Here is a 25,646-nt window from a genome sequence, read left to right on the forward strand (position 1 = left end):
AGCGAAGGCTGCCCTGATTGCCGGCGAACATAGGCACACAATCTGTGAGCGTCGATCAACCTTTGCGTGTAATGCAACCGCAAAGCGGCGCAAGCGCTAGGCCGAGAGCGGTCGAGAGCATCACCAGGAGCGGGAGGCTGCCAAGCTTGGCAGTTGGGGAAACCGTTTCCAGGGGTTGAGGAAGTGGGCCGTCCACCACCCCTTCCCGACCCAACGGAAGCCATGCGACAATACGTCCTACCGGATCGACGATGGCAGAGATGCCGGTATTGGCTGCGCGCACCAGGGGAAGCCCCTCCTCCACCGCGCGCATCCGGGCCTGGGCGAAGTGCTGATAGGGCCCGGGGGTCATTCCGAACCATGCGTCATTGGTCAGATTGAGCAGCCAGCCGGGGCGGACACCTTCTGGAACTACCTTTCCAGGAAAGATAATTTCGTAACATACCAGCGGTGCGGCGAGGGGCAGGCCGGGGATCACGAGGGGCGCGAGCGCACTGCCGGAGGAGAATCCCCCTCGTACACGCGTAAGTTGTTCGATGCCGAGAGCCTCAAGCTCTGCCTGAAGCGGCAGGTACTCGCCGAACGGGACGAGGTGCACCTTATCCGTGCTGTGCAGCACCTCGCCACGGGCGTTCATGACCCGGATGGCGTTGAAGAACGGCGACCTCTGGCCGGGCGGCGGCTGGTCGTAGCGGATCGCGCCCGTCACCAGCGTCACGTTCTCCGGCAATGCGGCGGCGATGTCCTGCGCCGCCCACGGCTCGCGCTCGTAAATGAAGGGGAAGGCCGATTCAGGCCAGATCAGCACGCTCACGTCGGAGAGGCCGCGGGGATAGGCGGGGCTCGGGCGGGCGCTGAGCGCCAGATAGTCGGCAAGGATCTGGCGCCGCCGGTCGTAGGCGAATTTCTTGTCCTGCGGCAGGTCGGGCTGCATCACGCGGAGCGTCACGCCCGGCACGGTGGCGAGGGGCGTCGTGGCGAGACGGTGGCTGCCCCAGGCCGCGGCGCCGGCGAGCACCAGCGTCGCGGCGCCGACCGCGGCAAGGCCGGTGCGGCGGGGGCCGAGGAGCAGCACCGGCGTCGCCAGCAGCAGCACCGCCGCGAAGGTGAGCCCCCATACCCCCACCAGCGCCGCGCCCTGCATCAGCACCAGTGAATCGGAAAAGGCATAGCCGTAGGTGTTCCAAGGAAAGCCGGTCAGCACGTGCCCGCGCAGCCATTCGGCGCAGGTGAGGCCGAAGGCGAGGGCAAACAGGCGCAGCGCCCCGCGCGACCACAGCGCCCGCGCCACCGCCGTGCCGAGGGCGGTGAACAAGGCGAGCCCCGCCGGCATGGCCACCACCGCGAAGGGCAGCAGCCAGCCGAACACGTCCGCTTCCACCAGGAAGGCGGCGCCGATCCACCACAGGGAGGCGAGGAAATAGCCGAAGCCGAACCACCATCCCACCCCGGCGGCGGCGGCGAGGCGGGCTCTGAGGTCGCCGCGGCAGCCGTCGATGAGCAGCACGAGCAGGGGAAAGCTCAGTGCCAGAACCGGCCACAGGCCGAACGGCGGCATGGCGAGGGCGCTCAGCGCCCCGGCGAGGGCGGCGGCAAACCGCCGACGCCAGCCGGAGAGAAACCGCAATGCAAGGAGCCGCCCGCGCAGGGACGCGGCCGTGACGGGGCGAGGCACGCGCTGGGTCAGGCTTCGGGCGGGGTGCGCCCGCCGGCAAGCTCGCCGGTCTCGGGCGCCGGAACGCGCGTCTGGTCCCGTGCGTCATCGCGGGTCAGGTCGCGCGGCGGAATGATGCGCAGCTTCTTGAGGCGGCGCGGATCGGCATCCACCACGTCCACGTCGTAGCCGCCGGGCAGGGAGATCACCTCGCCGGTCTTGGGCACCCGGGCGGCGACGCGCACCACCAGACCACCGACGCTGTCCACCTCCTCCATGGCCTCGGGGGAGGCGAAGTCGGTGCCGAGCACTTCCACCGCCGCCTCCAGCGGCGTGCGCGCATCGGCGAGGAAGCTGCCGTCGGACTGACGGGTGAGCATGGTCTCGGCCGCCTCGTCGTGCTCGTCCTCGATCTCGCCGACGATCTCCTCCACCACGTCCTCGATGGAGACGAGGCCGTCGGTGCCGCCATATTCGTCGATGACCAGCGCGAGATGGGTACGGGCCGCCTGCATGGCCACCAGCAGGTCCACCGCCGGCATGGACGGCGGCACGTAGAGCAGGCGGCGAATGAGGCCGGCATCCTCCAGCGACACGTCCAGATTGACCTTGCCGAGGTCGAGCTTGGCCGAGGGGTCGCTGGTCTGATCGCCGGCGAGGAAGGCGATGAGGTCGCGGATGTGGACCATGCCCACCGGGTCGTCCAGCGTGTCGCCATAGACCACAAGGCGCGAGTGACCGACGCTGACGAACACCTTCAGGAGCTCGCCCAGCGAGCTGTCCTTGCGTACGGCGACGATCTCGGCGCGCGGCACCATGATGTCGCCGATGCCCACCTCCTTGAGGTGGAGGATGTTGCGCAGCATCTTGCGCTCGGACGGGGTGAACTCCCCCTCCTCCTCGGGCGCCTGGGCCGCGTCCAGCACCTCCACAAGGTCGGTGCGGAGTGAGCCGTGCGGACGAAACGTGCCGAGGAGGGCACGCAATCGATCGAGAAAACTTTGCGGCTCCGAAGAGCTGGTCTCGGTCGCTTGGTCGATGTGAGACATGGCCGGTCTAGGGCGGTGGCCCGTCAGTCCTGCGGCAGGCCATAGGGATCGGCGATCCCGAGGCCCGCGAGGATCTCACGTTCCAGCGCTTCCATTTCCTCTGCTTCGTGGTCTTCGATGTGGTCGTAGCCCATGAGGTGCAACGTGCCGTGCACCACCAGATGGGCGAGATGGTTTTCCGCCGCCTTGCCCTCGGCCGCGGCTTCCGCGGCGAGGGTCTGAAGCGCGACGATGATGTCGCCGAGCGGCTGGGGCGCGTCGGCGCCCTCGGGCAGGTCCGGCTGCGGAAAGGACAGGACGTTGGTCGGCTTGTCCATGCCGCGCCAGTCGCGGTTGAGCACGCGAATGCGCGCGTCGTCGGTGAGGGTGATGGCCACCTCGCAGGGGACGGGCACCGCCTCGCCGAGGGCCGCCAATGCGGCCTCACAGGCCTTCACCGCCACGGCTTCCGCCTGCGGCATGCCCGCCCAGCCGTCCGCCTCCACCAGCACGTCGATGGCGACGGCCGGGTCGGCAGGGACGGGCGCGGAAGGCGCCGTTGCGGACGGGACCGCCGCGAGCTTGGCTCGTGCGCTCACGGCTCAGCCTCCCGCCTTGCTGGCGAGGCGGGCGGAGGCGGCCTCGATCTTGGCCGCGTCGAGCTTCTCGTAGGCGGAGACGATGCGCTGCACCAGCTCGTGGCGCACCACGTCCTCGGCCTTGAAATGGCAGATGCCGACGCCCTCGACCCCGTCCAGCAGCCGCACCGCCTCGGCAAGGCCGGACACCTGCCCGCCGGGAAGGTCGGTCTGGCTCGGATCGCCGGTGACGATCATGTGCGAGTTCTCGCCCAGGCGGGTCAGGAACATCTTCATCTGCATGGAGGTGGCGTTCTGCGCCTCGTCCAGGATCACCGCGGCGTTGGAGAGCGTGCGCCCGCGCATGAAGGCCAGCGGCGCGATCTCGATCTCGCCCGATTGCAGCGCCCGCTCCACGAAGGGGCGGTCCATCAGGTCGTACAGCGCGTCATAGATGGGGCGCAGGTAAGGGTCCACCTTCTCCTTCATGTCGCCCGGCAGGAAGCCGAGGCGCTCGCCGGCCTCGACGGCCGGGCGGGAGAGGATGATCTTGTCCACCATCCGCCGCTCCAGCAGATGGACGGCATAGGCCACCGCGAGCCAGGTCTTGCCGGTGCCGGCGGGGCCGTTGCCGAACACCAGAGTGTGGCGCTTCAGGGCGCGGATATAGGCATCCTGCGCGGCGGTGCGGGCGCGCACGGGACGGCGGCGCAGGTGGATCTCGTCGAACGACTGGCGCTGCTCGGCCGGGTCGAAGTCGAACAGGGAGCCCTGGGACGTGACCTCGCGGATGGCGCCTTCCACGTCGCCCTGGCCGATGTCACGGCCCTTGCGCAGCGCCTCGTACAGGTGCTCCAGAACGGCGCGCGCCTGCTCGCAGGCATCGCGGGCGCCTTCCAGGGTCACATGGTTGCCGCGCGAATCCGCTTTCACGCCGAGCTTGCGCTCCAGCAGCGCAAGGTTCCGCCCGTAGTGGCCGAACAGCTGGGTGGCGAGCCGGTTGTCGTCGAAGGCCAGCACCACGTGGGCGGCCGCGTCGTCATCGGGATTGGCCCACGGCGCGGTCACGGCCGCGCGGGCCGGCCCGGCGGGCGCGAGAGGGCGGTCGACCGGTCGGTCGGCCGGACGATCACGGTGGTCGCTGCCGGATCTGCGCAAGCTCAGGCCTCCATGGCCGCAAGCGGCCGGGACGAAGCGGGGAACGGGAGAAGTGCGGACGGGGCCGGGACGCCGGCGAGGCTGTTCGGACCCACGTCGGTGATGGTGACGGTGAGCATCTCGCCGACACCGGCGGGCGGATCGTTCACCACCACGCTCTGGAGGTAGGGCGAGCGGCCGATGAGCTGGCCCGGCTGGCGGCCCGGCTTCTCCAGCAGGATGTCGAAGGTGCGGCCGCGGCAGGAGGCGTCGAAGGCCGCCTTGGAGGCTTCCAGCAGCTTCTGCAGCTCGGCGAGGCGCTCGGACTTCACCTCTTCCGCCACCTGCGCCTCATGCTCGGCGGCGGGCGTGCCGGGGCGGGAGCTGTATTTGAAGGAATAGGCGCTGGCGAAGCCCACCTCGCGGACCAGATCGAGCGTGTCCTCGAAATCGCGGTCCGTCTCGCCCGGGAATCCGACGATGAAATCGGAGGAGAGGGCAAGGTCCGGCCGCGCGTTACGCATCTTCTCGATGAGCGAGAGGAACAGGTCGCGCCCGTGCCTGCGGTTCATGGCGGCGAGGATGCGGTCGGACCCGGACTGCACCGGCAGGTGCAGGTAGGGCATCAATTGCGGCAGGTCGCGGTGGGCGGCGATGAGGTCGTCGCCCATGTCGCGGGGGTGCGAGGTGGTGTAGCGCAGCCGCGCCAGCCCCTCGATCCGTGCGAGGCGCTCCATGAGGCGGGCGAGGCTCCACGCCGCGCCGTCCGGCCCCTCGCCGTGGAAGGCGTTGACGTTCTGGCCGATGAGGGTGATCTCGCGCACCCCCTGGTCCACGAGGCGCGCCGCCTCGTCCAGGATCTTGGCCACCGGACGGGAGACCTCGGCGCCGCGGGTATAGGGCACCACGCAGAAGGTGCAGAACTTGTCGCAGCCCTCCTGCACCGTCACGAAGGCGGCCGGGCCGCGCGAGCGGGTGGCGGCGCGGGTCGGGGCGGGCAGGTGGTCGAATTTGTCCTCGGCGGGAAATTCGGTGTCCACCACGCGCTTGCCGCCTTTGGCGTCGGCCAGCAGCTCGGGCAGGCGGTGATAGCTCTGGGGGCCGACCACGATGTCCACCACCGGGGCGCGGCGCATGATCTCGGCGCCCTCGGCCTGGGCGACGCAGCCGGCGACGGCGATCAGCGTGTCGGAGCCCGCCTCCTGCTTCTGCTTCCTGAGGCGCCCGAGCTCGGAATAGACCTTCTCGGCGGCCTTCTCGCGGATGTGGCAGGTGTTGAGGATGACGAGATCGGCCTCGGCCGGGTCCTGCGTCTCCACATAGCCCTCCCGCGCCAGCGTGTCCGCCATACGATGGGAATCGTAGACGTTCATCTGGCAGCCGAAGGACTTCACATAAAGCTTGCGGGGCTCGTGCATGTCGCCTGTTCTGTCGTCGTCAATCTTCGCGTGTGGGCGCGACGCGATCGTGACGCCAGCTCTTGTCGCCCCCTTCATGGTTCCGTGAGGCTGCAATCCTACCGGCAAACGCTTGGATTGGAAATGGGCGGTTGGCATACCGCTGTAATTGAGCGGAACGGCGTGGGCGAATCGTCTCGGTGAAGAATGATCTCCTGAAGCTTATCCTGGGCGTAATAATTGCGTCGCCCGTAAACGCTTAACTCTGCGTGCGATGCTCGGCTAAAGCTGATAGCGGGCGCGATCCAGAACTGCTTGAGATGCCAGTAACTCTCGCGCGCGGTCCAACCAATGTGCCCATGTTTGGATGCTTGATCCAAGAGCATGCGATCTGTCCCTGCGTGCGAATAAAGCGGGACGGACAGGAAACCCTCTTCGATGAGGTCCCTTGCGAGAATTAGAAAGGGGCCGGGCCTGTTCGGGATCAGAGCCCCATTCGGAACGTTAGTTAGAGCCTTGGGCTCAAGCTGGAGGACTGAGACATCGACGTAAGCGACTAATCCCGGAAAAACCTCACTAGGAAGTAACATGCTCATTTAAATCTCCATTTAAAATATGTGGAATTAGGTGCAAAAAACACCTATCGTTTCATATAGGGAGGAGTTTTCGGCTTTCAAGGAGTTCTGCCTAACATCACATCGCCAGCCGCCCGAGCGCCCACACCGCCGCCTCGCGCACCAGCGCGGAGGGATCGTCCAGCCGCGCCTCCACCTGCGACACGAGCGCGGCATCTCCCGAATTGCCGATGGCGATCAGCACGTTGCGGACGAAGCGGTCGCGGCCGATGCGCTTGATGGGGCTCTTGGGGAAGCGCGCGCGGAAGGCGGCGTCGTCCAGCTCCACCAATTCAGCCAGCGGAGGCGCGTCATTCTCGGCCCGCGCGGCGAGCTTCGCCTCGTGCCCCTCCTGGGCGAACTTGTTCCAGGGGCAGGCGGCGAGGCAATCGTCGCAGCCATAGATGCGGTTGCCCATGAGCGGGCGCAGCTCTTCGGGGATGGGCCCCTTGTGCTCGATGGTGAGGTAGGAGATGCAGCGGCGCGCGTCGATGACATAGGGGGCGGGGAAGGCCGCGGTCGGACAGGCGTCGAGGCAGGCACGGCAGGAGCCGCAATGGTCGGCCTCCGGCGCGTCCGGCTCAAGCTCCAGCGTGGTGGCGATGGCGCCGAGGAACAGCCAGGAGCCGAAGTCCCGCGACACCAGATTGGTGTGCCGCCCCTGCCAGCCCAGCCCGGCGGCGGCGGCCAGCGGCTTCTCCATCAGCGGCGCAGTATCCACGAACACCTTGACGTCGCCGGCGATGCCGCGGCGGGTCGCCTCGGCCAGCAGCGCGCGGGCGACGCGCTTCAGCTTCGGCTTGATGATGTCGTGATAGTCCTCCGCCCGGGCATAGACCGAGATGGCGCCCGCGCTCCGCTCGGCCAGCACCGCGCGGGGGTCCTCCTGCGGTCCGTAATTGAGGCCGAGGAGGATGACGCTGCGGATGGCCGGCCAGAGCGTTGCGGGGTCGGCGCGCCGCTCCAGGGTCTCGGCCAACCAGCCCATGTCGCCATGGGCGCCGGTGGCGACCCAGTCCTTCAGCCGTGCGCCGGCAACCGGGATGGCGTCGGGTCGGGTGATGCCGACCGCATCGAAGCCCTCGGCGGCCGCGAGGTCGCAGACAAGGGCCTCGAGCGGGGGCGCCCCGGCGGCGGTCAGAAGTCGAGGTCGGCGTAGGTCTTGGAGGGCGGCATCCCCGGGATGCTCTCGTTCAGCAAGGCGCGGAAGGTCGGCCGCGACTTGATCCGCGCGTACCAGTCCCTCGCGTGATCGTCCTCGTCCCACGGCACGTCGCCCAGATAGTCGGCCACCGACAGATGCGCGGCGGCGGCAAGGTCGGCCTGGCTCAGCTTCTCGCCGGCCAGCCATTTGCGGGCCTTGGCCAGCCAGCCGATATATTTGAGATGATAGCGCAGATTGGCGCGCGCCACCCGCAGCGAGGTGGCGTCCGGCGAGCCGCCGCCCTGCTCGCGGCTCATGTAGCGCTTGTGGATGCGCTCGCGGACCAGGGGCTCGCTCGCCTCCACATACATCTTCTCGTGGAACCAGTGGGTGAGGCGCCGCACCTCCACCCGCCCGGCCGGGTCCTCCGGCAGCAGGCGATGGGTGCCCAGCGCAAGGCCACGCGTCTCGTCCAGATATTCGGCGATGATGGTGGCGCCCGGCACCGAGGCGGCCATCTCCTCCACGATCACCGGCGTGTCCCCCGCGGGATTGAGCGCGAGAAAGCCGGGACGGCGCTCCCACACCCGCTCTTCCACGAGCTCCGGTTCGAGCCCGTATTCCGCGAGCAGCAGGCGGACGAAACGCGAATGCGGGCAGAAGGGATGATGATGCAGATACATGAGCCGCTTTTCGCCGGGGGTCGAAAGGGGAAGGCCAGTCACCCGGCACGTCCATGTTTAGATGCGGATTCTTTCCGATTGGTTCCATCGCGCTGCAGCACGACGCCGCCCCGCGGGGCGCTTCGGCCGGCGCGCGAACATGGTGAATGAAACCTTACCGGGATAGGCAAACCCCCGAGTAACCTCCCGCAACGTCAGGTGGCGCCTGTGGCGGGTGGGCCACAGGCGGGGCGGAAACCGCTTGGCCGGCGCTTGCCCCAGGCTCGGTCTCGGGCGGGCGCGATTGCACCTGCGAAGGCAAGCGAACAGGATGGCGGCCCGTTCCGAACCCCGCCTCCCGGATACATCATGACTCTCGGCGACATGCTCGAAGCGCTCGTTCTCGGCCTTTTGGAGGGTCTGACGGAATTCATCCCCGTCTCCTCCACCGCCCACATCCTGCTCGCCGGCCACTTCCTCGGGTTCGAGAGCAACGGCCACACCTTCGAGGTGCTGATCCAGCTCGGCGCCGTGCTCGCCATCCTCACCGTCTATTTCCAGCGGTTCCTGCATGTGGCCCAGCAACTGCCCACCAATCCGGGCGCGCGGCGCTTTGTCATCGGCATTATCATCGCCTTCCTGCCGGCGGCGGTGATCGGCGCGCTGGCCCACGGCTTCATCAAGAGCGTGCTGTTCGAGACGCCGGTGCTGATCTGCGGCACGCTGATCTTCGGCGGCATCATCCTGCTGTTCATCGACAAGGTGGTGCCGGAGCCGCGCTACAACAACGCCATGGGCCTGCCGTGGCATATCGCGCTCATCATCGGCTTCTTCCAGTGCCTCGCGATGATTCCGGGCATGTCGCGCTCGGGCTCCACCATCGTCGGCGCCATGCTGATGGGCGTGGATAAAAGGGCGGCGGCGGAATTCTCCTTCTTCCTCGCCTTGCCCACCATGCTCGGGGCGTTCGTCTACGACCTCTACAAGAACCGCAACAACCTGACCTTCGACGATGGGCTGCTCATCGTCATCGGCTTCGTCGCCGCCTTCTGCGCGGCGGTAGTGGTGGTGCGCACGCTGCTCGATTTCGTCGCCAAGCACGGCTACGCGCCGTTCGGCTGGTGGCGCATCGCGGTGGGCCTTGCGGGCCTTGCCGGGCTCGCTTTGGTGGGCTGAAGGTCGCGCGTGGGCTGAAGGCGCAGGGCGCGGCGTCAGAAGTCGGTGGCGATGCCGCCGACTTCCCAGTCGCCGTAGCGCACCGGCTCCGGCCCGTCGCGGCCGTCAATCTCCTTCGGTCGGTCCTTCTGGGCGGCGTCCATGGCGGCGCGGCGGGCCTCGGCCTCGGCGAGGGCGCGCTTCGCCGCGTCGGTGAGGGGCTTGCGGGGCGGGGTAGCCTCGGTCTCGTCCATGGTCCTCTCCCTCTTGCCTATTCCGCGGCCGCGCCGGCCGCGGGCACGTCCGCCGGCTGAGCGCCGACGCCGAAGCGGCGGGCCACATAGGCCTCCACCATCTGGCGGAACTCGTCCTGGATGTTGGCGCCGCGCAGCGTCGCCACCTTCTTGCCGTCGATGAACACGGGGGCGGACGGCGTCTCGCCGGTGCCGGGGAGCGAAATGCCGATATCGGCATGCTTGCTCTCGCCCGGCCCGTTCACGATGCAGCCCATGACCGCCACGTTGAGGGTCTCTACCCCGGGGAATTTCGCCTTCCACTCCGGCATGCGGGTGCGGATCATGTCCTGCACGCTCTGCGCCAGCTCCTGGAACACGGTGGAGGTGGTGCGCCCGCAGCCGGGGCAGGCCGCCACCAGCGGCACGAAGGTGCGAAGCCCCATGGTCTGCAGGATCTCCTGCGCCACCTGAACTTCGCGGGTGCGGTCACCGTTGGGCTCGGGGGTCAGCGACACGCGGATGGTGTCGCCGATGCCCTGCTGGAGCACCACGCCCATGGCGGCGGTGGAGGCGACGATGCCCTTCGATCCCATGCCCGCCTCGGTGAGGCCGAGGTGCAGGGCATAGTCCGAGCGCCGCGCCAGCTCGCTGTATACGGCCACGAGATCCTGCACCGCCGACACCTTTGCGGACAGGATGATGCGGTCCCGGCCAAGCCCGATCTCCTCCGCCAGTCCCGCCGACAGCAGCGCCGAGCGCACCAGCGCCTCGCGGGTGACGGCGCGCGCCTCGGCCGGCTGGGGCAGGCGGGCGTTCTCGTCCATGAGGCGGGTGAGCAGCTCGCCGTCGAGGGAGCCCCAGTTGGCGCCGATGCGCACGGGCTTGTCGTGCTTGATGGCGGTCTCGACAATGGCGGCGAACTGGCGGTCCTTCTTGTCGCCAAAGCCCACATTGCCGGGATTGATGCGGTATTTGTCCAGCGCCTCGGCACAGGCCGGATGCTCGGCGAGGAGCTTGTGGCCGATGTAATGGAAGTCGCCCACCAGCGGGGCGTCGATGCCCATCGCCAGCAGCTTCTCCTTGATGTGGGGCACGGCGGCGGCCGCCTCGTCGCGATCCACCGTGATGCGCACGATCTCCGAGCCGGCGCGGGCCAGAGCCGCCACCTGGCGCACCGTGCCGGCGATGTCGGCGGTGTCGGTGTTGGTCATGGACTGCACCACCACCGGCGCGCCGCCGCCCACCATCACGCGGCCGACGGGGACGCCCACCGTGCGCCGCCGCGGGGCGGGGCCGGCTTCCAGCAGCTCGGTCGGAACCACGGGCAGGGCGCTGGTCATCGGTGGGGCATCCTCGGCTGTCGCGGCTCGCGCCACCGGGCCCGGTTCGGGCCGCGGCGCCCGCGGGGGCATCCGTAAAAAATCGGTCCGCGATCAAGACCTTGTGTTCAAGATCCCAGTTCAAGATCCTGGTTCAAGACCTGGTGACCCGGCGCGCGAGGCGGTGGCGCCCCCGCCCGAACCCTGCGGAGGCGCATTGTTGGTCGCGCGAGCCGGGCCCCGCTCGCGCGAAACGCTCTAGGCCCGCCCGCCGCGAGCGTCAACCGCCCGGCGAGGAGGCCTCGCGGCAGCGGGCGCAGGTGCCCGCCACCTCCAGCACCCTCTGGCGTGGCTCGAAGCCGGCGGCCCGCGCCGCCCAGGCGAGATCGCGCCCCACCGCGTGGGAGGCCACCTCCCGCGTCAGGCCGCAGCGGTCGCAGATGAGGAAGACCACCACGTCGTCGCCCTCGTGCGGATGGGCGCAGGCAAGGAAGGCGTTACGGCTTTCGATGCGGTGGGCGAGGCCCTCCGCCACCAGAAAGTCGAGCACCCGGTAGACCGACATGGGCGGCGAAGCCTCACCCGCCTCGGCCAGGCGCTGCACGATCTCGTAGGCGCCGAGGGGCACGTGGCTTTGCGCCAGCATGGTCATGACCGTGCGCCTGAGCGGCGTCAGGCGCAGCCCCTTCTCGGCGCAGCATTGCTCGACGCGCGCCAGGGCGCCCGCCACGCATTGGCCGTGGTCATGGTCATCCGTATGGGGCGCGGGGATCGTCACCAGCCGAATGTAGGGCATGACATGCCCTACCGCCAGCTTGCGGGAACGCCCTCTGCGGTTCGCCGGGCGCATTGCGCCGCCGCATGGAGCGTTGCAATCTGCCGCCCGCAGGGTCCGCCTGCGCGTGACAGCACCGTCACACCGCTCCGCTACACCGTGGGCTCCGGCCACCCGCCGGCCCACGCTGAGCCGCTTTGGGGAATTGCCATGCTCAAGGGTAAGGTCGCCGTCGTCACCGGGTCCACCAGCGGAATCGGGCTCGCCTATGCGCGCGCGTTCGCCAAGGAGGGGGCCGCCATCGTCCTCAACGGCCTCGGGGACGCTGCCGCGATCGAGAAGGAACGCTCCGCCATCGAGAGCGACTTCGGCGTGAAATGCCTCTATTCGCCGGCCAACATGCTGAAGGCGGACGAGATCGCCGACATGGTCAAGCTCGCCGAGACCGACCTTGGCGCCTGCGACATCCTCGTGAACAACGCCGGCATCCAGCATGTGGCGCCCATCGAGGAATTCCCCATCGACACCTGGAACACCATCATCGCCATCAACCTGTCGGCGGCCTTCTTCGCCATGCGCGCGGCCATTCCCGGCATGAAGGCGAAGAAGTGGGGCCGCATCATCAACACTGCCTCCGCCCACGCCCTCGTCGCCTCGCCCTTCAAGTCGGCCTACGTCTCCGCCAAGCACGGCATCGCCGGCCTGACCAAGACCGCGGCGCTGGAGACCGCGACCTTCGGCATCACCGTGAACGCCATCTGCCCCGGCTACGTGTGGACCCCCCTGGTGGAGAAGCAGATCCCGGACACCGCCAAGGCCCGCGGCATGACCGAGGAAGAAGTGAAGAAGAACGTGCTGCTCGCCGCCCAGCCCACCAAGGAGTTCGTGACGGTGGAGGAGGTGGCGGCCCTCGCGGTGTTCCTCGCCTCCGACAACGCCCGCTCCATCACCGGCTCCATGCAGCAGATCGACGGCGGCTGGGTGGCGGAGTGAGGCGGCGGCCGCCGGGTTGCCGGCCATGAGCCCACGCGACGGCGCGAAGCCGGTGAGCCTGGCGCTCCAGGGGGGAGGCGCCCACGGCGCCTTCACCTGGGGCGTGCTGGACCGCCTGCTGCAGGACGAGCGCATCGCCATCGCCGGCATCACCGGCACCAGTGCCGGCGCCATGAATGCGGTGGTGCTGGCGGCCGGCCTCGCCAAGGGCGACCCGGAGGAGGCGCGCCACGCCCTCACCCAGTTCTGGCGCGATGTGTCGCGGGACGGGCGCATGTCGCCCCTCCAGCGCACCGCCTTCGACCGGCTGCTGGGCAACTGGTCGCTGGCGCGCAACCCGGCCTATCTCGCCTTCGAGGTGGCCTCGCGCTTCTTCTCGCCCTACGATTTCAACCCCCTGAACATCAATCCCCTGCGCGAGATCCTCGAGGCCCACGTGGATTTCGAGGCGCTGCGGCGCTCGCAGGTGAAGGTCTACATCTCCGCCACCAACGTCCACACCGGGCGGGCGCGCATCTTCGGGCATGAGGAGATGACGGCCGATGCGGTGATGGCCTCGGCCTGCCTGCCGTTCCTGTTCCAGGCGGTGGAGATCGACGGCGTGCCCTATTGGGATGGCGGCTACATGGGCAATCCGCCGCTGTTTCCGCTCTACGAGAAGGCGGACGCCGACGACATCATCCTGGTGCAGATCAATCCGGTGGTGCGCGAGACCACGCCGCGCTCCGCGTCGGAGATCCAGAACCGCATCAACGAGATCACCTTCAATGCCTCGCTTCTCGCCCAGCTGCGCGCCATCGACCATGCGGGCAAGCTGATCGAGCAGGGGCTGCTGTCGCGCTGGACGCTGGGCGGCTCGCCCTTCCGCCGGGTGCGCCTGCACCGCATCGGCGGCGAGCATCAGCTTGCGGCCCTCGACGCCACCTCCAAGCTCAACGCGGAATGGTCCTTCCTCCAGCATCTGCGCGACCTCGGCCGGGCGGCGGCGGAGAGCTTCCTCGGCGAGCATTTCGACGACCTCGGCCGGCGCTCCACCCTCGATCTCAAGCTGGAGCTGGCGGACTGAGGGGCGTTTGGCGGCGCCCGATGGTGTAGGATCGCACCCATGGCCAGCGCTCCTTCCACCTCCGTCCCGGCTCCCGGCGTCCGCGCGGCGCGGCTGGAGATCATGGTGGGCGACATCACCGCCCTCGCGACTGACGCGATCGTGAATGCGGCCAATTCCTCCCTTCTGGGCGGTGGCGGCGTCGACGGGGCCATTCATCGCGCCGCCGGGCCGGAGCTCGTCGCCTTCTGCCGCACCCTCGGCGGCTGCCCCACGGGCGAGGCCCGCCTGACGCCGGGGTTCCGCCTGCCGGCCCGCCACGTGATCCATACCGTGGGCCCGGTCTGGCAGGGCGGGGCGGCTGGCGAGGCGGACCTGCTCGCGTCCTGCTACCGCGAGAGCCTGACCCTTGCCGACGGGGCGGGGCTCGCCTCCATCGCCTTTCCCGCCATCTCCACGGGCGTCTACGGTTATCCGCCGCAAGACGCCGCCCCGCTGGCGGTCGGCGCCGTCCTCGCTCATCTTGCATCCCCCGGCAGCGTGGCCCACGTGGTGTTCTGCTGCTTCTCCAGAGGGTCCGCCGATCTCCACCATGACGCCTTCCGCGCCCACGGCCTCGCCCCTCGCCCCTGAGGCAGGCGAGCTTGCGATCCTCCATCGCGACGGGCTGATGCTCATCATCGACAAGCCCTGCGGTCTGCCGGTCCACGCCGGTCCGAAGGGCGGGGAGACGCTGGCCGATCATCTCGACGTCTTGCGCTTCGGCCTTCCGCGCGCGCCGGAGCTGGCGCACCGGCTGGACAAGGACACCTCCGGCTGCCTGGTGCTCGGCCGCCACGCCAAGGCGCTGGCGCTGCTGGGGAAGCTGTTTGCCAGCGGGCAGGTGGGCAAGACCTACGTGGCGCTCACCCTCGGCGCGCCGGCGCAGGAAGAGGGGCGCATCGACCAGCCTCTCGCCAAGCGCTCGCCGCATCGCGGCTGGTGGATGCAGGCGGTGGCCAAAGGCACGCCGGGCGCCCAGGAGGCGATCACCGACTTCCGCGTTCTGGCGCGCGCCGGCAGCCTCGCGGTGCTGGCGCTCTCGCCGGTGACGGGCCGCACCCATCAATTGCGGGCCCACCTCGCCCATCTCGGCACGCCGATCCTTGGCGATGCCATCTATGGCGGCGCCTCGCGGCTGCCGGGCGGGCCGAAATTGCACCTCCACGCGCGCCGGGTGGTGGTGCCGCTGAAGCGGGATGCGCCGCCGGTTGACGTAAGTGCCCCTTTGCCGCCGCATATGTGCGAGACGCTTTCGTCCCTCGGTCTCGACCCGCTCGCCATCGGTGCCGCCGCGGACGCGGTGGCGTTCGCCAAGCTCGACCTTTCACCCCGGTCCGCCCGGCCGTGACCGAGATGTGAAGCCGCCGCCGCGGGGGGCTCTGGCCCGAAACTTGCTGCGTGTTAAGCTGACCCTTCATGGCCGCCGCCGGGCTTGTCCCGCAAGCGGCCACCGCGGGAAAGGGAGAGAGTGTGAGCGCATCTCGCGACCCCAAGCGCCCGCGCACGCCGGACGGCGATGCGCGCTTCCTTCTGGATCGCGCGGTCGGCCGGGCCCGCCTGGCCCTGTTCTGGGAACGGGTCTGGCCGGCGCTGGCGCGGGTGGGCGTCGTTGCCGCGATTTTCCTCGCGCTCGCCTTCGCCGGGGTCTTCATGGCCGCCCCGGTCTATGCCCGCATCGCAGGCGTCGCCCTTTTTGCGCTGCTGCTCGCCTTCGCCGCGCGGCCGCTCTTGGCCTTGCGCTGGCCCGGCCGGGAGGAGGCGGTCGCTCGCCTCGACCAGCGCAGCACCATCGCCCATCGTCCCGCCACCGCCATTTCCGACAGCCTCGCCACCCGCCCCGACGATCCGGTGGGCGCGGCCCTGTGGCGGGCGCACCTTGCCCGGGCGCTCGCCGCCGCCCGCACCCTGCGCGCCGGGCCGCCCGCACCCGGCCTCGCCCGGCTGGACCCGCGGGCCTTCCGGGCGCTGGCGGTGCTGGCCCTCGCCGCCACCTTCTTCATGGCGCCCGGCCAGCATCTCGCCCGCATCGGCGCAGCGTTCGACTGGAAAGCGCTGACCCCGCCGCCGCCTTACCGGCTCGACGCCTGGGTGGACCCGCCCGGCTATACCGGCCGCCCGCCCGTGGTGTTGCCGGGCCTGCGCTCCGATGATCCCACCTCGCTCAACGCCGCCGCCCTCCAGGTGCCGGCGGGCAGCACGCTGGTGGTGCGCGGGGCCGGCATCGACGCCGGCGCGCTCAAGCTGGAGGGTGGGGTGGCCGAGGTGGCGCCCGCCGCCGATGCCCCGGTTCAGGCCGGCGAGAAGCGCTATCTCATCCGCGAGGATGCCGACGTCACTTTCCTCGGCCCCGACCAGCGGCGTCTCGCCTGGCACTTCAAGGTGCAGGCGGACCAGAAGCCCGTCGTCAGCTTCGCCAAGGACCCGCAGAGCGGGCCGCGCAACACGCTGGTGCTCGCCTACCGAATGGAGGACGACTACGGGGTGAAGGAGGCCGATGCCCTGTTCAGCCCCCTGGCGCCGGAGCCGCCGCTGTTTCCCCGCCCCGGCGCCGAGCCGCGCAAGGTAGCGCAGCCTCTGGTGGCGGCCCCCGACTTCAAGCTCAGCTTGCCGTCGGGCGGCCGCTCGGGGGCGGCGCAGACCTCCAAGGACCTCATGGCCCATCCGTGGGCGGGTGCCCGCGTCGAGGTGAAGCTGAGGGCCCGCGACGAGGCCGGCAACGAGGGCGTGAGCGACACCAAGGCGGTGCGCCTGCCCGCCCGTGCCTTCTCCAAGCCGGTGGCCAAGGCCCTGATCGACGAGCGCCGGCGCTTGGCCTTCGACGCTGCCAATCGCCGCCGGCTGGTGATGGTGCTGGAGGCGCTGACGCTCGCCCCCAACCAGTTCGCCCCCGGCGCCGGCGAGTATCTCGGCCTGCGCACGGCGCTGGCGCGGGCCAAGAACGCCCGCAACGACGACGACCTGCGCGCACTGGTGGACTATCTCTGGGAGGTGGCGGTCCTCATCGAGGACGGCACGCTGAGCGACGCCGAGCGCGAGCTGCGCGCCGCCCAGGAGGCGCTGCGCGAGGCGCTGGAGCGCGGCGCCAGCGACGAGGAGATCAAGCGCCTCACCCAGGATCTGCGCGCCGCCATGGAGAAGATGATGCGGCAGCTGGCCGAGGAGGCGCGCCGCGACAGCGGCACCGACGCCCGGCCGCTCGATCCCAACGCCCGCATCGTGCGGCCGCAGGATCTCCAGCGCATGCTGGACCGTATCGAGAACCTCGCCCGTTCGGGCAACAAGGATGCCGCCCGCGAGCTGCTCGACCAGCTCCAGGCGATGATGGAGAACATGCGCCCGGGCAATCGCCAGGCCGGACGCCAGCAGGGCCAGCAGCAGCAGGGCGAGCTGGGCAAGATGATCCAGGAGCAGCAGCGCCTGCGCGACCGCACCTATCGCCAGAACCGCCAGGGTCAGCAGGGCCAGCAAGGCCAGCGCGGACAACAGGGTCAGCAAGGCCAGCAGGGCCAGCAGGGTGAAGGCCAGCAGGGCGAGCAGGGCTTCGGCGACCTCCAGCAGGGCCAGCAGGAGCTGCGCCGCCGGCTCGGCAAGATGCTGGACCAGATGCGCCGCATGCAGGAAGGCCAGCAGGGCGGACAGGGCCAGCAGCAGGGCCAGAACGGCGAAGGCGGCGAGGGCGGCGACGCCATGGGCCGCGCCGGCGATGCCCTCGGCCGGGCGGAGCAGGCCATGCGCGAGGCCGAGGAAGCCCTCGGCCGCGGCGAGGGCCAGGGGGCGCTCGATGCCGAGGGCCGGGCGCTCCAATCCCTGCGCCAGGGCGCCCAGGCCATGGCCGAGGCCCAGCGCGGCAATCAGGACGGGCAGGGCCCCGGCGGCCCCGGAGAGGAGAGCGCGCAGCGCACCGACCCCCTCGGCCGGCCGTTGCGCAGCCAGGATTACGGCGACGATTTTACCGTCAAGGTGCCGGACGAGGTGGACGCCCAGCGTGCCCGCCGCGTGCTGGAGGAATTGCGCCGCCGCCTCGAGCAGCCGGAGCGGCCGCAATTGGAGCTCGATTATCTGGAGCGCCTGCTGCGCGGACTGAACTGAGCCCCGCAGCGGTTCCACGTCAGCGGGTGCTGAGCGTCCTCCCGCCGGTGGGCCTCAGGCGTTTGCCGGCGCCACCGTGAGCGTCGCGCCGTCGGCCGACACGACCCGCACGTCGGAGCCGGCGGCAAGGTCGGGGCCTTCCACCCGCCACACCGTGTCGTCCACGCGGATGCGCCCGACGCCGCCCACCACCGGCTCGTCGAGGGTGAAGACCCGCCCCACCAGCCCTTCGGCGCGCCGGTTCAGGAACGGCCGGTCGGAGGCCTTGCCCGGGGCCGGGCTGATGCGCCGGCCCACCATCACCGCCATCACCGCCAGGGCGGCGAACAGCAGCACCTCGATCTGCCAGGAGAGGTCCACCACATAGGCGAGCGCGCCGGTGATGAGCGCAGCGAGGCCCAGCCACAGCAGGAAGGCGCCGGGAACGGCGATCTCCGCCACCAGCAGCACCCCGCCGAGGACGAACCACGCCCATGGCCCGAGATCGGCGATCAGCGGCATGGCCGTCAGCCTTCCCGCGACGGCACGGTGGCCGGACCGGTGGGGCGGCGGGGCGGCGGGGCGGCTTCGGCGGCATGGGGCTCTCGCCGCCGAAGGCACTCCGGGCGATCTCGCCGATGCCGGCGAGGGAGGAGAGCAGCGCCGTGCCCTCATAGGGCATCAGCACCACTTTCTGGTTGGGCGCGGCGCCCATGGTCTCGAACGCCTTCACGTATTTCTCGGCGATGTAGTAGTTGAGCGCCGCCGGATCGCCGGTGGCCACCGCGGCGGAGAGCATCTGCGTCGCCTTGGCGTCGGCCTCGGCGAGGCGCTCGCGGGCCTCGGCGTCGCGGAAGGCGGCCTCGCGCCGGCCCTCGGCCTGCAGGATCTGGCCCTGCTTCTGGCCTTCCGCCTTCAGGATCTCCGACTGCCTCTGGCCCTCGGCCTCCAGGATGATGGCGCGCTTCTCGCGCTCCGCCTTCATCTGCCGCCCCATGGCGTTCACCAGATCCTGCGGCGGCACGATGTCCTTGATCTCGATGCGGGTGATCTTGATGCCCCAGGGCGAGGCGGCGGCATCCACCACGCGCAGCAGCCGCTCGTTGATTTCGTCGCGGTGGGAGAGCAGCTGGTCGAGGTCCATGGCGCCCATGACCGTGCGGATGTTGGTCATGGTCAAGGCGAGGATGGCGGTGTCGAGACGGGCCACCTCGTAGGACGCCCGGGCCGCGTCGAACACCTGAAAGAAGGCGACGCCGTCCACCGAGACGGTGGCATTGTCCTTGGTGATGACCTCCTGGGTGGGCACGTCGAGCACCTGCTCCATCACGTTCACCCGGTTGCCGATGCGGTCGATGAACGGGACGATGAGGTTGAGGCCCGGCTGGAGGGTGCGCGTGTAGCGGCGGAAGCGCTCCACCGTGTACTGGTAGCCCTGCGGCACCGTCTTCACGCCGGCGAAAACCACCGCCACCGCCAGCACCAGCAGCACGAGCACGAACAGGTTCGGACCGATCTCGATCATGTCTGTCCCCAAGGCACGGCCAGCACGGCCAAGCCGCATATGGGCATGGGGGCGGGGTGGCGGCAAGCCGGGGGACACCCGCATGCCGGTTCCGCCGGTCCGCGATTCGGCCCCGCTTCGTTCCCCCGGCGTTCGCGCAGGGCGTGGGCGGGCGTGCCGGATCGGGACGGGGCGGCTCAGTCGCCCGCCACGGCGAAGCGCAGCAGGATGGTGCGCTGGAGCGGGTTGAAATTGTCGTCGGAGATGAGGGTCAGCAGGATCTCGCCGGCGGCGCCGCGCGTCACGGCGAGACCCTCCATATTGTCGATCTCGTAGCCCATGTCGAAGCGGCCGAGCACCTCGCCGGAGATATGGGCACCCGGCCGTACCTCGGCCGCGGGGAAGCGGCGGATCTGCAGGCTCACGCCCTCCAGCGGCGCGTAATGGCGCTCCAGCAGGTAGAAATTGCCGTCCGGCCCGAGCGCGAGATCGGTGGCATCGAAGCGCCCGCTCTTGGCGATGGTGAAGGTGCCGGGCGTGCGTCCCCCGAGGATGAAGCCGGGCAGATCGTCCTGTGCCTTCGCGCCTTCCTCGCCGATGGCGACGAGGGCGCCGGCCAGCGCCCCGGCGGGTACGAAGACGAGGCTCTCCAGCCCGCTGTTGCCGCGCAGTTCGCGCACGGCCGGTGCGGGAACGGGCTTGCCCGGCTTGCCGAGGGGATCGCGCGGATAGCGCCAGATCTCGTTGACCCCTTCCATGGCCACATAGGCCGCGTCGGGGGCGAGGGTGAGGGATTCCACATCCTCCCGCCCGCGCTGCGCCTGCACCCGGCCCTGCGCGTCGAGCAAGGCGGCCGCCGTCACGTCGGACAGGCCGGTGGGGCGGTCTCCGTCCGTGTCGAGCTGGCCGGAGAGGAACAGGCCTGCATCGGTGACCGCGAGGAAGCGGCCGTCGGGTCCGAGCGTGAAGCCCGAGATGCCGCCGAAGCCGGGAAAGGGCGAGGTGAGCACCAGCCCGCCGCGGAAGGCCAGCGGCCCGAAGCGGGTTCCTTCGTCGCCGATGCGGAAGGTGGCGATGGGCCGCGCCGCCACCGCGATCGCCTCCGGCTCCACCGGCAGGGCGCCGGGCTTGGAGAAGGCGAGGGAGAGCGCGGCGGCGCACAGCGCCGCGCCGGCGGCGAGCGCCGTTGCGGTGCGGGCGACGCGGGCCGTGCGGCTCAATGCAGCCGCCCGCCCCGTCCGCCGGCGCCGGCCTTCTCCTCGAACAGCTCGGCGAGCTTCTCGGTCATCACGCCGCCCAGCTCCTCGGCATCCACGATGGTGACGGCGCGGCGATAGTAGCGCGTCACGTCGTGGCCGATGCCGATGGCGATGAGCTCCACCGGCGAGCGCGTCTCGATCTCCGAGATGATGTGGCGCAGGTGCCGTTCCAGATAATTGCCGGCATTCACCGAGAGGGTGGAATCGTCCACCGGCGCGCCGTCGGAGATCATCATCAGGATGCGGCGGGCCTCGGTGCGGGCCAGAAGGCGCTTGTGCGCCCAGTCCAGCGCCTCGCCGTCGATATTCTCCTTCAGCAGGCCCTCGCGCATCATCAGGCCGAGGTTGCGCCGGGCGCGGCGCCACGGGGCGTCCGCGGACTTGTAGATGATGTGCCGCAGATCGTTGAGGCGGCCGGGGGCGGCCGGCTTGCCGGCGGCGAGCCATGCCTCGCGCGACTGGCCGCCCTTCCACGCCTTGGTGGTGAAGCCCAGCACCTCCACCTTCACGCCGCAGCGTTCCAGCGTGCGCGCGAGGATGTCGGCGCAGGTGGCGGCAACCGTGATGGGCCGCCCGCGCATGGAGCCGGAATTGTCGATAAGCAGCGTCACCACTGTGTCGCGGAAGTCGGTGTCGCGCTCGCGCTTGAAGGAGAGCGCGGCCATGGGGTCCATGATGACCCGCGGCAGGCGTGCGGGATCGAGCACGCCCTCTTCCAGGTCGAATTCCCAGGCGCGGTTCTGCTGCGCCAGCAGCTTGCGCTGCAGGCGGTTGGCGAGGCGCGCCACCACGCCCTGGAGATGGGCGAGCTGCTTGTCGAGATATGACCTGAGCCGGGTCAGCTCCTCGGGGTCGCACAGATCCTCGGCCGAAGTCTCCTCGTCGAACTTCATGCTGTAGGCGTGGTATTCCGGCCCGCGGTTGTCGTGCGTCACCGGCGGGCGCGGCGACCAGGGCTCGGCCGGCTCCTCGCTGTCGCCCATCTCGGTGCCGTCGGGCACCTCGGCGGGCGGGGCGGCATCGCTCTCGGCGGCGCTGTCGGGCAGCTCCTCCTCGGAGAGCTCGGCCTCCATCTCGGTGGCGCCCTGCTGGCTGTCGTCCTCGCGGGACTGGCCGTTCTCGTTCGCTTCGTCCTCGGCGCCGCCCTGGTTGTCGGCGTCCTCGGGCTCCTGCTCGGTGTCGAGGCCGCTTTCCTCGCCCATGTCGAGGGAGGCGAGGAGGTCGCGGGCGATCTCGCCGAAGCGCTTCTGGTTCTCCAGGCTGTCGACGAGGCGGGAGAGGTCGCCGGAGGCGCGCTCCTCGATGAAGCTGCGCCACAGGTCCACCACCTTGCGCGCGTCGGGCGGCGGCGCCTCGCCGGTCAGGCGCTCGCGCACCATCAGGGCGATGGCATCCGAGATGGGGGCGTCGGCGCGCTCGGTGATGTCGGCGTAGTTGGCGCGGTGGTAGCGGTCCTGCAGCATGGCGGCGAGGTTGCGCTTCACCCCCGGCATGCGGTTGCCGCCGATGGCCTCCACCCGCGCCTGCTCCACCGCCTCGAAGACCGCGCGGGCGGTGTCGCCCTGGGGCAGCATCTTGCGATGCACGGCGGGGTCGTGGCAGGCGCGGCGCAGGGCGAGGGAATCCGCGTGCCCGCGCACGATGGCGGCATCCTGCAAGGTGAAGCGGCGCGGCGGCTCGGGCAGGCGCACCCGGTCTGGCCCGAGGGAGGGCCGCTCGGAAGCGAAGGTCACCTCGAACTCGGACACGCCGGCAATCGCCTTGAAGCAGCCGGTCACGGCCCGCTTGAAGGGCTCGGAGGGGGCTTCCTTCGGGGTCTTGCCGGAGCTGCGGTTGGTGGCCATGGCTGTGTCTGGTCTTCTGCTGTGCGGATGCGGGGCGCGCGCGCCGAGTGCCGGAGCCGCCTGCCGGACGCCCGGAAGGGCGCCCGCCGCGGCTGAACCCTCAGGACAGGGCGACGTTCACCGTGCTCTCGGTCAGCTCCTGGCCGAAGCAGCGCTGGTAGAACTCCGCCACCAGCGGGCGCTCCAGCTCGTCGCACTTGTTGAGGAAGGTGACCCGGAGGGCGAAAGCCATGTCGCGGAAGATGTCCGCATTCTCCGCCCAGGTGATGACCGTGCGCGGGCTCATCACGGTGGAGAGGTCGCCGTTGATGAACGCCTGCCGGGTCAGATCGGCGAGGCGCACCATGCGGTTGACCTGGTCGCGGCCTTCCGGGGTCTGGAAGTGCTTGGCCTTGGCCAGCACGATGTCCACTTCCTTGTCGTGGGCGAGATAATTGAGCGCGGTGACGATGGACCAGCGGTCCATCTGCGCCTGGTTGATCTGCTGGGTGCCGTGATAGAGGCCGGTGGTGTCGCCGAGGCCGATGGTGTTGGCGGTGGCGAACAGGCGGAACGCGGCGTGCGGGCGGATCACACGGCTCTGGTCGAGCAGGGTGAGGCGGCCGGAGGACTCAAGCACGCGCTGGATGACGAACATCACGTCCGGGCGGCCAGCGTCATATTCGTCGAACACGAGGGCGACGTTGTTCTGGTAGGCCCAGGGCAGAATGCCGTCGCGGAACTCGGTCACCTGCATGCCGTCCTTCACCACGATCGCATCCTTGCCGATGAGATCGATACGCGAGATGTGGCTGTCGAGATTGATGCGCACGCACGGCCAGTTCAGCCGCGCCGCCACCTGCTCGATGTGCGTGGACTTGCCGGTACCGTGGTATCCCGTAACCATCACGCGGCGATTGCGGGAGAAGCCGGCGAGGATGGCGAGGGTGGTGGGCCGATCGAACAGATAGTCCGGGTCGAGCTCGGGGACGTGCGGGTCGCTCTCGGAGAAGGCGGGAACCTCCATGTCGATGTCGATGCCGAACGTCTGGCGGACCGACACCTTCATGTCCGGGGTGGGGGCAGTGATCTCCAAACCGCTCATAACTCCTCCGTCGGCGCGACCCGCGCGCCCGTTTCCTGTGTGCGTCCGGCACGCGATGCCTTTCGGCGGTCCGCAGCCGCATAGAGCCGGCGATCCTTCGGACCGGTCAGCAGAACCCTGCCTGCTTGAGGCTGTTGTAGGCCTGGATGACGCTGCGCAGCCGATCCTCGGACGAACGGTCCCCGCCGTTGGCGTCCGGGTGGTGCAGCTTCACCAGCTCCTTGTAGCGGGACTTGATCTCGGCTGCGCCGGCCGACATCTCCAGCCCCATCACCTCCAGCGCGCGCCGCTCGGTGGTGCGCACGATGCGCCCGTCCGGCTCCGGCCGGTCGGCGCGAAAGGTGCCGCCCATCTCGGCGGTGAAGCCGAAGGGGTCGCGCATGCCGTCGGACGCGTGGGCACCGCCGCCGCGCGGGTCGCCCGGCTGGCCGGTGCCCTTGACGCCCATCTTCCAGGTGGGGCGGTGGCCGGTCAGCGCATCCTTCTGGTAGGCGTAGACCGCATCGTCGGTCATGCCGGCGAAATAGTTGTACGACTGGTTGTATTCCCGCACGTGATCCAGGCAGTAGCTCCAGTACTGGCCCTCCTGGTGGCGGCCCTTCGGCGCCCTGTGCGTGCCTTCCGCGCTGCACCCCGGCCACTGGCAGCCCGTCAGCAACGGCCGGCTGCGCTGCCGGTCGTCGCCGGGCTTCACCCGGATGCGGTCGAAGAAGGGGGAGTCGAGTTTCATGGCGGAGCGATTATGAGCGCCGTCCCGCGGCGCGGCAAGGAATTGAGATGCGGCGGAATCGGGAGGCGCGCGAGGCTGAGCCGGCGCGCCGCGCGCCCGAGGATAGGCGGGCCGCGACAAGCCACATATAATGGCCTCCCCGCGCGAGCGCCATAAGCGCCGTCGCGTTCCCTGCCCCATCCTTTTCAGAGACCCGTTTCATCATGTCCGAAACCTCCCTTTCCTCCATCCGCCAGACCCTGGAGGCCGGCCTCAGCTCGGTTGCGCTCGAGCTTGAGGATGAAAGCCACAAGCATGCCGGCCATGCCGGCGTGATGCATGACCACAAGGGCGCCAACCGTGGCGACGGCGGCATCACCCACCTGCGGGTGCGCGCCGTCTCCCCCGATTTCGCCGGCAAGAGCCGGGTCGAACGGCATCGCATCATCAACGGCCTGCTCCAGGGCGAGATCGCCCGCGGCCTGCATGCCATCGCCATCGAGGCCAAGGCCCCCGGCGAATGAGCCTTGCCTTGGGACGCGCGTCGGTGCGCCAGGACTCGCTCTTTCAGGACCGACGCCTTCATGACTGACGCCGTCACGCCTGCGGGCCAGCACGCCGCCGAGGGCGCGCTGGTGCTGTTCTCCGGCGGGCAGGATTCCGCCACCTGCCTCGCCTGGGCGCTGGAGCGCTTCGGCCGGGTGGAGACCCTGGGCTTCCATTACGGCCAGCGCCACGCGGTGGAGCTGGAGCGCCGCCCCGTGCTGCGCGCCGCCTTCGCCCGGCTGAAGCCGCATTGGGCCGAGCGCCTCGGTGAGGACCACGTGCTGGACATGCCCGTGCTGGGCCAGATCTCCGAGACGGCGCTGACCCGCGACGTGGCGGTGGCGATGGAGGAGGGCGGGCTGCCCAACACCTTCGTGCCGGGCCGCAACCTCGTGTTCCTCACCTTCGCCGCGGCGCTGGCCTACCGGCGCGGGCTGCGCCACATCGTGGGCGGCATGTGCGAGACGGATTTCTCCGGCTATCCCGACTGCCGCGACGATACGGTCAAGGCCATGCAGGTGGCGCTTAACCTCGGCATGGAGCAGCGCTTCGTCCTCCACACGCCCCTCATGTGGATCGACAAGGCCGAGACCTGGGCCCTCGCCGAGGCGCTGGGCGGGCGCGCGCTGGTGGATCTCGTGGTGGAAGAGACCCACACCTGCTACCTCGGGGACCGGGGCCAGCGCCATGCCTGGGGCTACGGTTGCGGCGGATGCCCCGCCTGCCGGTTGCGGGCGGATGGCTTTGCACGCTACTCGGCCGCCTGAATCGTCGTCAAACCGTCGCCGAGCCTTGGAAAACGCAGGAAAACAAGCGTCACCGCCACCAAATAGCCGCCGCTTTGCGCTAGCTT

Annotated in this window: 23 protein-coding genes and 1 pseudogene; 8 read left to right on the top strand and 16 right to left on the bottom strand. The window is 69.8% G+C overall.

Annotated features, from left to right (window positions below; translation table 11 throughout):
- Window positions 1-55 precede the first annotated feature (55 nt).
- From lnt to ABLE93_RS13370, 7 genes are all read right to left on the bottom strand, one after another.
- Window positions 56-1,648, bottom strand: coding sequence for an apolipoprotein N-acyltransferase (gene lnt / locus ABLE93_RS13340; RefSeq protein WP_510183022.1), 1,593 nt, complete (start codon window positions 1,646-1,648; stop codon window positions 56-58).
- Between the two features lie 35 nt (window positions 1,649-1,683).
- Complete coding sequence (locus ABLE93_RS13345) at window positions 1,684-2,703, bottom strand: hemolysin family protein (RefSeq protein ID WP_348840308.1); 1,020 nt, start codon at window positions 2,701-2,703, stop codon at window positions 1,684-1,686.
- A gap of 23 nt (window positions 2,704-2,726) precedes the next feature.
- Window positions 2,727-3,164, bottom strand: coding sequence for an rRNA maturation RNase YbeY (gene ybeY / locus ABLE93_RS13350; RefSeq protein WP_348840367.1), 438 nt, complete (start codon window positions 3,162-3,164; stop codon window positions 2,727-2,729).
- Between the two features lie 120 nt (window positions 3,165-3,284).
- Window positions 3,285-4,328 (bottom strand): PhoH family protein, encoded by a 1,044-nt coding sequence (locus ABLE93_RS13355; protein WP_348840369.1) that lies wholly within the window; start codon window positions 4,326-4,328, stop codon window positions 3,285-3,287.
- Between the two features lie 92 nt (window positions 4,329-4,420).
- Window positions 4,421-5,815: a tRNA (N6-isopentenyl adenosine(37)-C2)-methylthiotransferase MiaB gene (gene miaB / locus ABLE93_RS13360; RefSeq protein WP_348840309.1), complete on the bottom strand. Its 1,395-nt coding sequence runs from the start codon at window positions 5,813-5,815 to the stop codon at window positions 4,421-4,423.
- 672 nt (window positions 5,816-6,487) lie between these two features.
- The gene (gene queG, locus ABLE93_RS13365; RefSeq protein WP_348840370.1) at window positions 6,488-7,549 is read right to left on the bottom strand and encodes a tRNA epoxyqueuosine(34) reductase QueG; all 1,062 of its coding nucleotides are present in this window, start codon (window positions 7,547-7,549) and stop codon (window positions 6,488-6,490) included.
- Window positions 7,546-8,235, bottom strand: coding sequence for a glutathione S-transferase family protein (locus ABLE93_RS13370; RefSeq protein ID WP_348840371.1), 690 nt, complete (start codon window positions 8,233-8,235; stop codon window positions 7,546-7,548). Before ABLE93_RS13370 ends, queG begins: the two co-directional genes overlap by 4 nt.
- Before the next feature lie 348 nt (window positions 8,236-8,583).
- Between ABLE93_RS13370 and ABLE93_RS13375 the strand changes: the two genes are divergently transcribed.
- Window positions 8,584-9,390 carry an undecaprenyl-diphosphate phosphatase gene (locus ABLE93_RS13375; RefSeq protein ID WP_348840311.1) on the top strand — a complete coding sequence of 269 codons (807 nt, stop codon included), beginning with the start codon at window positions 8,584-8,586 and terminating at the stop codon, window positions 9,388-9,390.
- A gap of 35 nt (window positions 9,391-9,425) precedes the next feature.
- Here the strand turns inward: ABLE93_RS13375 and ABLE93_RS13380 are convergent, their stop codons facing one another.
- The 3 genes from ABLE93_RS13380 to ABLE93_RS13390 form a co-directional block, all read right to left on the bottom strand.
- A complete protein-coding gene (locus tag ABLE93_RS13380) occupies window positions 9,426-9,623 on the bottom strand; it encodes a DUF1674 domain-containing protein (protein ID WP_348840312.1) in 198 nt (65 codons plus the stop codon).
- A gap of 17 nt (window positions 9,624-9,640) precedes the next feature.
- Window positions 9,641-10,945, bottom strand: coding sequence for a flavodoxin-dependent (E)-4-hydroxy-3-methylbut-2-enyl-diphosphate synthase (gene ispG / locus ABLE93_RS13385; RefSeq protein WP_348840313.1), 1,305 nt, complete (start codon window positions 10,943-10,945; stop codon window positions 9,641-9,643).
- A gap of 259 nt (window positions 10,946-11,204) precedes the next feature.
- Window positions 11,205-11,720, bottom strand: coding sequence for a Fur family transcriptional regulator (locus tag ABLE93_RS13390; protein ID WP_348840314.1), 516 nt, complete (start codon window positions 11,718-11,720; stop codon window positions 11,205-11,207).
- A gap of 189 nt (window positions 11,721-11,909) precedes the next feature.
- Between ABLE93_RS13390 and ABLE93_RS13395 the strand changes: the two genes are divergently transcribed.
- From ABLE93_RS13395 to ABLE93_RS13415, 5 genes are all read left to right on the top strand, one after another.
- Window positions 11,910-12,692 carry a 3-hydroxybutyrate dehydrogenase gene (locus tag ABLE93_RS13395; protein ID WP_348840315.1) on the top strand — a complete coding sequence of 261 codons (783 nt, stop codon included), beginning with the start codon at window positions 11,910-11,912 and terminating at the stop codon, window positions 12,690-12,692.
- A 25-nt stretch (window positions 12,693-12,717) separates the two neighbouring features.
- Entirely contained in the window at window positions 12,718-13,758 is a 1,041-nt protein-coding gene (locus tag ABLE93_RS13400; RefSeq protein ID WP_348840316.1) for a patatin-like phospholipase family protein, read from the top strand.
- Between the two features lie 39 nt (window positions 13,759-13,797).
- Window positions 13,798-14,370 (top strand): O-acetyl-ADP-ribose deacetylase, encoded by a 573-nt coding sequence (locus ABLE93_RS13405; protein WP_348840317.1) that lies wholly within the window; start codon window positions 13,798-13,800, stop codon window positions 14,368-14,370.
- Window positions 14,330-15,127, top strand: a complete 798-nt coding sequence (locus tag ABLE93_RS13410) for an RluA family pseudouridine synthase (RefSeq protein WP_348840319.1) — start codon at window positions 14,330-14,332, stop codon at window positions 15,125-15,127. The genes ABLE93_RS13405 and ABLE93_RS13410 overlap by 41 nt, the downstream gene beginning before the upstream one ends.
- Before the next feature lie 122 nt (window positions 15,128-15,249).
- Window positions 15,250-17,868 carry a TIGR02302 family protein gene (locus ABLE93_RS13415; protein ID WP_348840320.1) on the top strand — a complete coding sequence of 873 codons (2,619 nt, stop codon included), beginning with the start codon at window positions 15,250-15,252 and terminating at the stop codon, window positions 17,866-17,868.
- A 54-nt stretch (window positions 17,869-17,922) separates the two neighbouring features.
- Here the strand turns inward: ABLE93_RS13415 and ABLE93_RS13420 are convergent, their stop codons facing one another.
- The 6 genes and pseudogenes from ABLE93_RS13420 to ABLE93_RS13445 form a co-directional block, all read right to left on the bottom strand.
- Window positions 17,923-18,369 carry an NfeD family protein gene (locus ABLE93_RS13420; RefSeq protein WP_510183023.1) on the bottom strand — a complete coding sequence of 149 codons (447 nt, stop codon included), beginning with the start codon at window positions 18,367-18,369 and terminating at the stop codon, window positions 17,923-17,925.
- 25 nt (window positions 18,370-18,394) lie between these two features.
- Window positions 18,395-19,372 (bottom strand): annotated as a pseudogene (locus ABLE93_RS13425) (SPFH domain-containing protein); the annotation flags it as partial.
- Window positions 19,373-19,548: 176 nt separating this feature from the next.
- The gene (locus tag ABLE93_RS13430; protein WP_348840321.1) at window positions 19,549-20,571 is read right to left on the bottom strand and encodes an esterase-like activity of phytase family protein; all 1,023 of its coding nucleotides are present in this window, start codon (window positions 20,569-20,571) and stop codon (window positions 19,549-19,551) included.
- A complete protein-coding gene (cobT, locus tag ABLE93_RS13435; protein ID WP_348840322.1) occupies window positions 20,568-22,454 on the bottom strand; it encodes a cobaltochelatase subunit CobT in 1,887 nt (628 codons plus the stop codon). The genes ABLE93_RS13430 and cobT overlap by 4 nt, the downstream gene beginning before the upstream one ends.
- Before the next feature lie 100 nt (window positions 22,455-22,554).
- A complete protein-coding gene (gene cobS, locus ABLE93_RS13440; protein ID WP_348840323.1) occupies window positions 22,555-23,538 on the bottom strand; it encodes a cobaltochelatase subunit CobS in 984 nt (327 codons plus the stop codon).
- Between the two features lie 106 nt (window positions 23,539-23,644).
- Complete coding sequence (locus ABLE93_RS13445) at window positions 23,645-24,268, bottom strand: J domain-containing protein (RefSeq protein ID WP_348840324.1); 624 nt, start codon at window positions 24,266-24,268, stop codon at window positions 23,645-23,647.
- A 203-nt stretch (window positions 24,269-24,471) separates the two neighbouring features.
- Here ABLE93_RS13445 and ABLE93_RS13450 point away from each other — a divergent pair, with 203 nt between their 5' ends.
- Both ABLE93_RS13450 and queC read left to right on the top strand, forming a co-directional pair.
- Complete coding sequence (locus tag ABLE93_RS13450) at window positions 24,472-24,771, top strand: BolA family protein (RefSeq protein WP_348840325.1); 300 nt, start codon at window positions 24,472-24,474, stop codon at window positions 24,769-24,771.
- A 60-nt stretch (window positions 24,772-24,831) separates the two neighbouring features.
- Window positions 24,832-25,560 carry a 7-cyano-7-deazaguanine synthase QueC gene (gene queC, locus ABLE93_RS13455; protein ID WP_348840326.1) on the top strand — a complete coding sequence of 243 codons (729 nt, stop codon included), beginning with the start codon at window positions 24,832-24,834 and terminating at the stop codon, window positions 25,558-25,560.
- Window positions 25,561-25,646 lie beyond the last annotated feature (86 nt).

Source organism: Xanthobacter pollutisoli (assembly GCF_040044995.1).
Classification (GTDB): Bacteria; Pseudomonadota; Alphaproteobacteria; order Rhizobiales; family Xanthobacteraceae; genus Xanthobacter.

Excerpts from the sequence above, each read along its gene's own strand:
- ABLE93_RS13345 (WP_348840308.1), bottom strand. The coding sequence starts at position 2,703 with ATGTCTCACATCGACCAAGCGACCGAGACCAGCTCTTCGGAGCCGCAA.
- ybeY (WP_348840367.1), bottom strand. The coding sequence starts at position 3,164 with ATGCCGCAGGCGGAAGCCGTGGCGGTGAAGGCCTGTGAGGCCGCATTG.
- miaB (WP_348840309.1), bottom strand. The coding sequence starts at position 5,815 with ATGCACGAGCCCCGCAAGCTTTATGTGAAGTCCTTCGGCTGCCAGATG.
- ABLE93_RS13370 (WP_348840371.1), bottom strand. The coding sequence starts at position 8,235 with ATGTATCTGCATCATCATCCCTTCTGCCCGCATTCGCGTTTCGTCCGC.
- ABLE93_RS13375 (WP_348840311.1), top strand. The coding sequence starts at position 8,584 with ATGACTCTCGGCGACATGCTCGAAGCGCTCGTTCTCGGCCTTTTGGAG.
- ABLE93_RS13380 (WP_348840312.1), bottom strand. The coding sequence starts at position 9,623 with ATGGACGAGACCGAGGCTACCCCGCCCCGCAAGCCCCTCACCGACGCG.
- ispG (WP_348840313.1), bottom strand. The coding sequence starts at position 10,945 with ATGACCAGCGCCCTGCCCGTGGTTCCGACCGAGCTGCTGGAAGCCGGC.
- ABLE93_RS13390 (WP_348840314.1), bottom strand. The coding sequence starts at position 11,720 with ATGCCCTACATTCGGCTGGTGACGATCCCCGCGCCCCATACGGATGAC.
- ABLE93_RS13395 (WP_348840315.1), top strand. The coding sequence starts at position 11,910 with ATGCTCAAGGGTAAGGTCGCCGTCGTCACCGGGTCCACCAGCGGAATC.
- ABLE93_RS13400 (WP_348840316.1), top strand. The coding sequence starts at position 12,718 with ATGAGCCCACGCGACGGCGCGAAGCCGGTGAGCCTGGCGCTCCAGGGG.
- ABLE93_RS13405 (WP_348840317.1), top strand. The coding sequence starts at position 13,798 with ATGGCCAGCGCTCCTTCCACCTCCGTCCCGGCTCCCGGCGTCCGCGCG.
- ABLE93_RS13410 (WP_348840319.1), top strand. The coding sequence starts at position 14,330 with ATGACGCCTTCCGCGCCCACGGCCTCGCCCCTCGCCCCTGAGGCAGGC.
- ABLE93_RS13420 (WP_510183023.1), bottom strand. The coding sequence starts at position 18,369 with ATGCCGCTGATCGCCGATCTCGGGCCATGGGCGTGGTTCGTCCTCGGC.
- cobT (WP_348840322.1), bottom strand. The coding sequence starts at position 22,454 with ATGGCCACCAACCGCAGCTCCGGCAAGACCCCGAAGGAAGCCCCCTCC.
- cobS (WP_348840323.1), bottom strand. The coding sequence starts at position 23,538 with ATGAGCGGTTTGGAGATCACTGCCCCCACCCCGGACATGAAGGTGTCG.
- ABLE93_RS13445 (WP_348840324.1), bottom strand. The coding sequence starts at position 24,268 with ATGAAACTCGACTCCCCCTTCTTCGACCGCATCCGGGTGAAGCCCGGC.
- ABLE93_RS13450 (WP_348840325.1), top strand. The coding sequence starts at position 24,472 with ATGTCCGAAACCTCCCTTTCCTCCATCCGCCAGACCCTGGAGGCCGGC.
- queC (WP_348840326.1), top strand. The coding sequence starts at position 24,832 with ATGACTGACGCCGTCACGCCTGCGGGCCAGCACGCCGCCGAGGGCGCG.